This window comes from Lysinibacillus sp. NPDC097162 (genome assembly GCF_044762185.1).
Classification (GTDB): domain Bacteria; phylum Bacillota; class Bacilli; order Bacillales_A; family Planococcaceae; genus Lysinibacillus.
The window spans coordinates 156,601-167,105 of record NZ_JBIWDT010000004.1; the positions used below are offsets into that span (position 1 = coordinate 156,601).

General features: G+C 36.3%; 7 protein-coding genes. All 7 read left to right on the forward strand.

Annotated features, from left to right (window positions below; all coding sequences use genetic code 11):
* Positions 1 to 174: 174 nt before the first annotated feature.
* The 7 genes from trhO to ACIQXW_RS17535 all read left to right on the forward strand — a co-directional run bounded on the left by trhO (position 175) and on the right by ACIQXW_RS17535 (position 10,313).
* Entirely contained in the window at positions 175 to 1,116 is a 942-nt protein-coding gene (trhO, locus tag ACIQXW_RS17505) for an oxygen-dependent tRNA uridine(34) hydroxylase TrhO (protein WP_402764213.1), read from the forward strand.
* Between the two features lie 730 nt (positions 1,117 to 1,846).
* Positions 1,847 to 2,449, forward strand: coding sequence for a DUF1643 domain-containing protein (locus ACIQXW_RS17510; RefSeq protein ID WP_402764216.1), 603 nt, complete (start codon positions 1,847 to 1,849; stop codon positions 2,447 to 2,449).
* A 471-nt stretch (positions 2,450 to 2,920) separates the two neighbouring features.
* Complete coding sequence (locus ACIQXW_RS17515) at positions 2,921 to 3,667, forward strand: alpha/beta family hydrolase (RefSeq protein WP_402764220.1); 747 nt, start codon at positions 2,921 to 2,923, stop codon at positions 3,665 to 3,667.
* 213 nt (positions 3,668 to 3,880) lie between these two features.
* Positions 3,881 to 4,798: an HNH endonuclease gene (locus tag ACIQXW_RS17520; protein ID WP_402764223.1), complete on the forward strand. Its 918-nt coding sequence runs from the start codon at positions 3,881 to 3,883 to the stop codon at positions 4,796 to 4,798.
* A 255-nt stretch (positions 4,799 to 5,053) separates the two neighbouring features.
* Entirely contained in the window at positions 5,054 to 5,893 is an 840-nt protein-coding gene (locus ACIQXW_RS17525; RefSeq protein ID WP_401019899.1) for a GIY-YIG nuclease family protein, read from the forward strand.
* Between the two features lie 467 nt (positions 5,894 to 6,360).
* Positions 6,361 to 9,426 carry a putative Ig domain-containing protein gene (locus ACIQXW_RS17530; protein ID WP_402764226.1) on the forward strand — a complete coding sequence of 1,022 codons (3,066 nt, stop codon included), beginning with the start codon at positions 6,361 to 6,363 and terminating at the stop codon, positions 9,424 to 9,426.
* Between the two features lie 314 nt (positions 9,427 to 9,740).
* The gene (locus ACIQXW_RS17535) at positions 9,741 to 10,313 is read left to right on the forward strand and encodes a hypothetical protein (RefSeq protein WP_402764228.1); all 573 of its coding nucleotides are present in this window, start codon (positions 9,741 to 9,743) and stop codon (positions 10,311 to 10,313) included.
* The last annotated feature ends 192 nt before the right edge of the window (positions 10,314 to 10,505 follow it).

The window sequence follows — 10,505 nt, forward strand, 5'->3', positions numbered from 1 at the left end:
TTCTTTATAAAAAAAGTCCGCCGACCTCTTCACAAATTCTTGAAAAATAATAATTATACCCATTTCAGCCTAATTACCGATAGCATATTAAATGAAAATCCTTTATGGTTATTAGGTCGTAAAATAGACTATCAGGTATATCCTGCAAATATATGAAATGATAGGTGGAAACAAATGAATTATCAAGTTTTATTATATTACCATTACACGAAAATTGAAGATCCAGCGGCGTTTTCGGAAACGCATTTAGCAATGTGTAAAGAAATCGGTTTAAAAGGTCGTATTTTAGTAGCTAATGAGGGCATTAACGGTACGGTATCAGGTACAATTGAGCAAACAGAGCAATACATGGCAAACATGCAAGCAGACTCATTATTTGAAGGGATTGTCTTCAAAATTGATGCGGCAGATGGCCATGCATTCAAAAAAATGCACGTACGCCCACGTCCTGAGTTAGTAAACTTAGGCTTAGAAGCAGACGTTAACCCGCATGAATTAACAGGTCGCTACCTGTCACCAGAACAATTCCTTGCTGAAATGCAAGATGAAAATACAGTAGTATTAGATGTGCGTAACACGTATGAATACGATGTCGGCCATTTTCGTGGCGCGATTCGACCAGATGTAGAAAACTTCCGTGATACACCGGAATGGGTACGTGAAAACCGCGAGCTATTCGAAGGGAAAAATGTTTTAACATATTGCACGGGTGGGATTCGTTGTGAGAAGTTTTCAGGCTGGATGAAACGTGAAGGCTTTGGCGATGTCGGTCAATTACATGGCGGTGTTGCAACATACGGAAAAGACCCTGTTGCGAAAGGCCAATTATGGGACGGTCAAATGTACGTATTTGATGAGCGTTTAACGGTGCCAATCAATCAAGTAGAGCATGTGATTATCGGTCGTGATCACTATGACGGTGAACCTTGTGAACGTTACATTAACTGTGCAAACCCTGAATGTAACAAGCAAATCATCGCATCTGAAGAAAATGAAGCAAAGCATTTAGGTGGCTGTACAATCGAATGTACAAAGCATGCGCGCAATCGCTACATCGTGCGTCACAATTTAACAGAAGAGCAAGTAGCACAAACAATTGAGGCGTTAGAAGCGTAAGCATGAGAAACTGTCTAAATAAAAAATGTCATTAATCTTTCATAACCTTAACCAACAATATAGAGGTGCTCAGATCACTCTATGTAAGTGTTCAAACTATCCAATTCAAAATTGGACTAGTTTGCTCGCTTACATATGGTGTTTTTTATTCAATGTAATTTTTATTGGAATACACTACTAGCAAAAATGTTTGAGTTTAAAGAATCTTGTCTTTTAATAGATGGGATTCTTTTTTGTCTTATTATGAGTATAAGCAGAGGAGCACACTTTAAACTAATAAAATTACTGTGGATGCTAGGAGTAAGTACATCCTGCACTTCTAAATATCTTTTTTAAAGGATTTTTACAATTTATCACATTCTACTTTTAATTCAACACGGCTACAATCCATTAAATCATTGACATTTACTTCGAGTTTGTCAAAAAGACTTGTAAAAGTATATTCGTTTTCAATTCATTATTTAATTATACCATTTATTCTGAATACAAAGAAAAATTATGTGAAGGAAGAAAAAAAGGGCGTATAATAAAAATTAATCCGGATATATAAGATGGGGAATTATAATAAAATTTACCTTTATTTAATTATAAAACATTAAGGGTTAGTAGATTTAAAATTTGAAAGTTTTTCATTAACAGAAATCATACGGTTAAATAATATGCTGATTTTTGTAATGAATACATTGAAATATTTACTCCATAGATATTTCATATATAGAGGAGGTGTATTATGGAAAGAATAAAAAAAAGAATTTTTCACTATAAGAATGAGTATGTGAAAAATGTTAAATTAGTACATTATGATATTGATACTAATAGGAGATATAGGTTAGATATAGAATTAAAAAATGGCGATACCGAAAAAGCTGTCCATTTAATGATGATTAATCCAAGTAAAGCAAATGAGGAAATTTCCGACAACACTCTTAATCGTATTATCAAATACGTTTCGTTAAATAACGCTGCTGGTGTTTTACAGGGCATAGGGAAAATTATTATTACTAATCTTTATGTAGTATGTGAGATATATCAAGAAAAAGTCGATGAGTATATTTCAGTACAAAGTTTGGATTTTGTTAAAGGGATAGATATTGACGGAAAATATAATAATAATACGATAATTGAAATGGCTAACAAAGATGCTCAATTAATAATTATTGCTTGGGGAAAAGGATACATATTTGATTATGACAAGCGGATTCAAGAAATTTTTTGTTTAATTAAAAACAGAGAAATCTATCATATGGAGGATTTGACGCAAGAGGGGTATCCAAGGCATCCTCGGACTTGGGCATATTCTTGGAAATTAAAAAGATACAATATTGAGGGATAAAGTAGGGGGATTTAATAGCCCTTTCCCCTATGAATCAATATGAGTTTCGGGATTTTAAAAGGTAAACATTAGTTGAATATCTAAAATGATCTAGCCATCTCATTTGAGGTGGTGTTTTTTATGTGCATAGTAAGTTATGTCACTTTGCACCTCCAAGTGAAAACGAGATGCGGGTGCTATCATTAATATAATGTTAAACTTTGTCGGGGGGATTGAAGGATGGCTCTGGTATGAAATCAGCTTTACCATCATGTCAACGTCCGTATAGTTGGAGTGTTCCGAAAAGTCATCGACCAAAGTTTGAAATTTAAAATTATGAGCGTATTAGTCAATCTTGAAGACAAAAAATGGACAGAACAAAATGTAAACGAGCATATTTCAGGGCTAGTATGAATGGGTGAAGTGGATACTGGTAACAATTAAAACATTTTTGCAAAGCTGAATATAATAAATAGGATAGGAGGATATACGATGAAACAAAAGAAATCTTTAAAGTTTAAATTTTTAACGGGAATTTCTGCTTTGTTAATACTACTTGTAGCAGGATTTTTTATTTATGTAAGTTCATATTATAAGGCCAGTTCGTTGGCTTTGGATAGTTTAACATCTGACGCGCTCGTTAAAGTGGAAGAGAATGGGGATATTTTATTTGAACCCGTATCGAATGCTAAAAATATCGGCTTTATTTTTTACCCAGGTGCAAAGGTAGAAGCATCTGCATATGCACCTTTAGCTAAAGAGATAGCAGCAAAAGGGTATACGGTTAGTATTGCGAAAATGAGCTTTAACTTAGCCATTTTTTCACCGAATAAAGCAGACAATATTATAACTAATCATAAAGAAATTGATACTTGGGTGATCGGAGGACATTCTTTAGGGGGCGTCATGGCAGCAGATTATGCACTAAAAAATGATAATATAAAAGGCTTGGTACTATTAGCATCCTATCCCCAATCAAAAACAAATCTAAGTAGTCAACCAATAAAAGTCTTATCACTATGGGGAAGCAATGATAAAGTTGCAGACTTAAACAAAGTAAAGGATGTTAAAAATATTTTGCCAAATGACGCACGTTTTATCGAAATAAACGGTGGGAATCATGGCGGTTTTGGAGATTATGGTCATCAAAAAGGTGATGGTGAATCTTCAATAACAAATAAACAGCAGATGATGGAAACTTCGCAATATATTGTTGAAATGTTGGATAGTTTGAATTAGGAATAATTCGAGAAAAGAATTAGGTAAAAGTTAATTATTTAAAAATATAAGAGCCATAGGTTGCCCTATTGTGAAAGGAGCACTATGGCTTATTTTATTGTGAATGGGATTACGAAATTAAAAGGGGTTTATATACTAGAATAACTATATATTATATAAATACCTTCAATACTTTAGCTATAATAGAAGTAATGAATAGAAGAGGAGAACATAATGAACCACTACATCGTCATGCAAGGGCACACCTATCAAGAAGAAAAAGAAGCAGAAATCATCTGGTCACCACAAAAAGATAAAGGCGGGAGCACTCCGCACTCATGGCGACGTATGGAGGAAGTTAGCTCAGAAGATCGTATTTTTCATTACGTAAAAGGCAAGATCGTTGCAATTAGTATTGCGCTGTCTGATTGTGAGGAAGGCAAAAAGCCTGATTCTCTGACATCATATGACCGGTGGGAAGAGCAAGGTTTTCTAGTGAGGCTGCAATACCATGAATTAGAACAACCATTAACGATTAAAGATTACTTTAATGAGTTGAAAGTGTTATTGCCTGTTAAATACTCAGCTTTCCAGCAAGATGGGGATGGAAACCAAGGCTATTTATATCCATGTAATGAAGAACTTGCGATCAAGCTATTAGATATTATTAGTGATATGAATATTTATCAAGTGGATGATGAACAGCTAGAATTTGCGATTGGCACGGTAGTACGCACAGAACGAAATACGCTTATTCCAGTGATTACCGAAACAGAAGCGGAAGCAAAACGTAAAATCCGTATTGGCCAAGAAAAATTTAAAGCAGCATTATTACCTTTATGGAATCATCAATGCGCACTTTGTGGTATTGAGCTACCGGCGCTTCTACGTGCAAGCCACTCTAAGCCTTGGCGGGAAAGTTCAAATGAAGAACGGTTAGATCCGTATAATGGTGTATTGCTTTGCTGTAATCATGACGCATTATACGATCAAGGTTATATTACATTTGATGGAACAGGCTTAATTCACATTTCAGAACGAATTCCAGCAACGAACTATGGAATGTATAACATTCATCAAAAGATGAAGGTTTCAAGATATGAAGAGAATAAGCAGTATTTTAGATGGCATCGGAAAAATATATTTCAATAAGCAGAGAGAGAATTAAAGCCTCTCTGCTTTTTTATTTTCTGATGTACGTGATTAGTAAATTTATTCTAAAATTAGAAGTTGAAAATAATAATTTAGTGGTAAAATAATAGTAATACATAAGATTATAAATGACCTATAAATACATATAAATGAGGTGCACGATTTGAGCGCGTGTGATGTGCGGGATATTGAGGCACAAAATAAAGTGGTTGTGTAATAGCAGATTGTGCATATGAATTAATAGGAGTGGTTGTAATGAGTTTTGGCAAAACAATCAAAATGTTCTTGATCGATGGAGACCCAAGTGGAAGATTAACGTGTGAATTATCTAACTGGACAGGGCTAGCATATAGAATACCAAGAACCGAAGTGAAAAAATGCTCGGATCGTCCTAACTTAAATTCTACTGGTGTGTATATGTTATTCGGTCGAAATAATGAAGATAAAGAAGCTGTTTACATAGGGGAAGCAGAGGAAGTTTATATACGATTACAAAGCCATTTGCGTGAAAAGGATTTTTGGAATGAAGTGATTGTATTTATAAGTAAAGATGAGAATCTAAATAAAGCTCATATAAAGTATATTGAAAATAAGTTATATGAAAAGGCTAAAGTCGCAAATCGTTACTTTTTAATGAATGGAAACATTCCTCCGATGCCTTCAATTTCTGAAGCTGACCGAGCAGAAATGGATGAATATATTAGCAATCTTACAATGATGGTCAATACATTGGGTCATAAATTATTTGAAGAGATCAAAGATAGCTCAGATGTAAATGCAAATGATGTTTTATCTATAAAATCGACCCGTGGTGTCGATGCTAAAGGTATTCAAACACAAGAAGGTTTTGTCGTATTAAAAGGATCTAAGATTGCAAATAGCATTGTAAATTCGTATTCAGAGCGTTTATTAGCCAAAAGAAATGATTTATTACATACAGAGCAAGTAAAAGTTGTTAATGATGAATTTGTAGTAATGGAAGATCTTTTATTTACTAGCCCGTCAGCAGCAGCTGATATTGTAATGGGGCGAAGTGCGAATGGATTGACTGAATGGAAAGATAGGAATGGAAATAGTCTGAAGGATTTAGTTTGATTATATTGTGAAGAATTATTTATGACATAGGAAAAATATTTTCCACTAATAGGAAATGTAGAGAGGGTTGAACACCTCTCTGCTTTTTTGTATGCTTTGAAAACCCCTGTAAACCTCAATTATTCTCGAAAAATTTCATATTTCTTGAATCGATTTATAAAAGTGCCCATGTAACCCTTCACTCTATCAATAATCTCTAGCTTATAAATATCGCTAAGAGGCTATTTTTTTGAATGTTAATGCTCTAATCATTAACATTCGTCAGTATCGTCATGTTTTTATCTATAGTACTTTTAAAGGGTATGTACTTATTACTATAGAATACATACATATAAAAAGTGAACTGAAGATCAAGTTAAAGGAGGTAAGGTGAGATTCCTCTGATATCAGAAGATAGGCTTCTAGTTTGAGAAAGAATATTGCTCGTCAGAATAGAAAGATAGAATTGAAAGGAGAGGAAGTTGATAGTGATTAAAAAAATGGCGTTGCTTACTGTTTCTTTGATGATGGTAACATGTTTTTTAAATTTTGGAACTCAAAAGATAGAGGCAGCGCCTACAACGTTTGCGCCGAATTTAACAGCGACATTTGATGGGACCTCATTGTATGAAAGTGGCTACAGTGGGGATTTGTATGCTGGTTATATTTCTGCTGCAGGTTCGTTTAAATCAGGTGTGGGTTTCGTTTTGTCTAGTATTACAGGAGTAAGCTCAGCTACAGGCGACTCCATTTTAAGTTTCCCAGTTGCACAAGTGCATTCATTGATTGACAATACAAATACTCCACCAACAATGACGGGAATTGGTAATAAAACAGTGAATGAGGGCAGTCAGCTGACATTCACTGTATCAGCAATAGATGCAGATGGAGATACACTCACATACAGTTTAGTCGGTGCACCAACAGGAGCGAGCATCAATGCGACGACAGGTGTATTTACTTGGACACCAACGGAAGCCCAGGGTCCGGGTAGCTATATATTTACCGTATATGTGAATGATGGAATGTTAACAGACGCAGAAAGCTTTACGGTTACGGTGAATGAAGTAAATAGCGCTCCAATGTTACAAGCAATTGGTAATAAAACGGTTAATGAGGAAAGTCAATTGACATTTACTGCATCGGCAACAGACGCTGATTTACCAGCCAATACGTTAACCTATAGCTTGGTTGGAGCACCAACAGGAGCAAGCATAAATTCCCTGACAGGTGTATTCACCTGGACACCAACAGAAGCCCAGGGTCCAGGCAGCTATACATTTACTGTACGTGTAAGTGACGGAATGTTAACAGCTGCTGAAACCATCACAGTTACGGTGAATGAAGTCAATAGCGCCCCAGTGTTACAAGCAATAGGTAATCAAACAGTGAATAAGGGTAACCTGTTGACATTTACGGTGACAGCAACAGATTCGGATTCAGCGATATTAACATACAGTTTAGTCGGTGCACCAACAGGAGCGAGCATCAATGCCACGACAGGAGTATTTACTTGGACACCAACGGAAGCCCATTATCCAGGCAACTATACATTTATCGTGCTTGTAAGTGACGGAATGTTAATAGATTCAAAAAGCTTTACGGTGACGGTGTATGAAGCAAATAGCGCCCCAGTGTTACAAGCAATTGGTAATAAAACAGTGAATGAGAATAGTCAGCTGACATTCACTGCTTCAGCAACAGATGCAGATGGAGATATACTAACTTATAGCTTAATCAATGCACCAACAGGAGCGAGCATAAATGCTACGACAGGTGTATTTACTTGGATACCAACGGAAGCACAGGGGCCAGGTATCTATACATTTACCGTGCGTGTGAGTGACGGAATGTTACTAGCTGAAGAAAGCATTACGGTTACGGTGAATGAAGTAAATAGCGCCCCAGTGTTACAAGCAATAGGTAATCAAACAGTTAATGAGGGTAACCTGTTGACTTTCACTGCATCGGCAACAGACGCTGATTTACCAGCCAATACGTTAACCTATAGCTTGGTTGGTGCACCAACAGGAGCGAGCATAAATGCGACGGCAGGTGTTTTTATCTGGATACCAACGAAAGCCCAGGGTCCAGGCATCTATACATTTACTGTACGTGTAAGTGATGGAATGTTAACAGATGAAGAAAGCATCACGGTGATGGTGAATGAAGTAAATAGCGCCCCAGTGTTACAAGCAATTGGTAATAAAACAGTGAATGAGAATAGTCAGCTGACATTCAGGGCATCAGCAACGGATGCAGCTGGAGATACATTAACTTACAGTTTAGTAGGTGCACCAACAGGAGCGAGCATCAATGCCACGACAGGCGTATTTACCTGGACGCCATCGAAAGCCCAGGGGCCAGGCAGCTATACAATTATCGTCCGTGTAAGTGACGGATTATTAACAGATGAAGAAAGCATTACCGTTACTGTGAATAAAGTAAATAGCGCCCCAGTGTTACAAGCAATTGGTAATAAAACAGTCAATGAGGAGAGTCAATTGACATTCAAAGCATCGGCAACGGATGCAGATGGAGATACATTAACATACAGTTTAGTAGGTGCACCAACAGGGGCGAGCATCAATGCGACGACAGGCGTATTTACTTGGACACCCTCGGAAGCACAGGGGCCAGGTAGCTATACGTTTATTGTGCGTGTAAGTGATGGAAGGTTAACAGCTGAAGAAAGTATTATAGTTACGGTGAAAGAGATTAACAACATTCCTATATATAATAATACCGATGCTACGTCAACAACACCTATTAAATTAGAACCAAATAAATATAAGATTATTTTTAATACAAATGGTGGAAGTGCCATTGGTATGCAAAGTTTAGAAAAAAATAAAAATATAAAAAAACCTGAAAATCCTAAAAGAGAAGGTTATCTATTTGAAGGGTGGTATAAAGACCCTGAATTTAAAGTTAAATGGGATTTCGAAAAAGATGTTATAACTGTATCAACAACCTTGTATGCAAAATGGATTGAAAATAAAAAAGAAATTGATGAATCCGTAGAAGAAGATAAACCTAATTTTTCAGACGTTTCAACACATTGGTCGAAAGAAATGATTGAAGAAATAGCCGCTCTAGGTATTATTAACGGCTATCCAGATGGTACATTCCGTCCAAATGAGTCGATTTTAAGAAAACATATTGCTATTATGATTAACCGTGCCTTAGATTTAAAACCAATACGTGAAAATGCTTCATTTAGTGATGTATTACCAACCCATCCTTACTACGAGGAAATTCAATTGCTTCAACAAGCAGGTATTGTTGATGGAACAAATGGTCAATTTAAACCTGATGAATTCTTAACCCGTGCACAATTGGCAAAAATTATTGTAACTGCTTTTGATTTTGAACTAGGTGATGAAAGTAATTTTGAAGACTTATCTAAAAATCATTGGAGTTATCGATACGTTGCTGGTTTAGAAAAATTAGGTATCGTGCAAGGGGATAATGGGAAATTTAATCCTCAAGATTCTATTACAAGAGCTCAATTCGTTGCAATCTTGTATAGAGCGTTAAATTTAACAAAATAATAAAGTGATTAATAGCATGCATTAAAATATTGGACAGTAGTAGAGCCATCTATATTTAGATGGCTCTACTTAATTCAATAAAGCTTATGAATCAAATGAAAAATCTGAACAATTTATAAGTCTGTAGTAGACAGAAAGGAAATCTTCTTGCAACTAGTGGAAATCGTGGGCAAAAAATAAATCATAAAAAGGTTCAACGCATTATGAAAGACCTTATTAGCACAGGAATCAATAATAAATACACATTTCCCCCACACTCCACTCAACCTAAGCTATACTTATCTTCAAAGCAATCGAATGGAGCTGGATAATAGGTGTTAAAAACCCAAATAGAATCATTAATAAACGAGCAAGCCAATATTAAATTAATCGACGTAGAAAAGTCGTATGCTCAAAAGCACGCATTGTTAAACGAGGATGCAACAATAGAAACAATCCATCTGCAATTCGAAGTAATCGAACGTTGCAATAAGGAAACTGAAGAGTTAGTAGCAGAAGAAACAACTTCGTTTCTGATAAAGCCTGTGCAATATTTAAAAGAGCATGCAAATGAATTTATGTATGTGACGTCTGAACGTTTTGATGTGATTCGCGTGGATTCGTTTGCGCTTGAATTCGACGGGGCGTTTGGTGTGTATAGTGCCTTGTTTGGACTGCGATTGCAAAAGAAGTACAGTGAGTTTTTGCATTCGTATTTTAAAGCACATTTGCAAAATGAGAAGATGACGTATAGTGCGGCATTTTCTGGGGAAGACGGTCTTTGGGAAGTAAATCTTGCGTTAGATGCGCTGGATGGATTTAGTGAGCAGCAGTCACTTGACGAAGTGTTAGCACAATTATATTCGCTTGTTTTTGGGCTTCTGGAAGAGCTTGAAGCGGCAGTCTGATGACGGATGCTTATTTTAAGATTTAGAAGAGAACACTAGTTGATGGTAGCGAAGGCGGTGACTCCTGCGGGGACAGCACACAATGCAAGACGCAACAAACCGTGCGTCCGCGATGGTTGCTCCTTATTGTAAACCTAAAGAAATCGCCGCTAAAAGCGTGCGAATCGCCCGTAAACTTAAAGAAATCGCCGA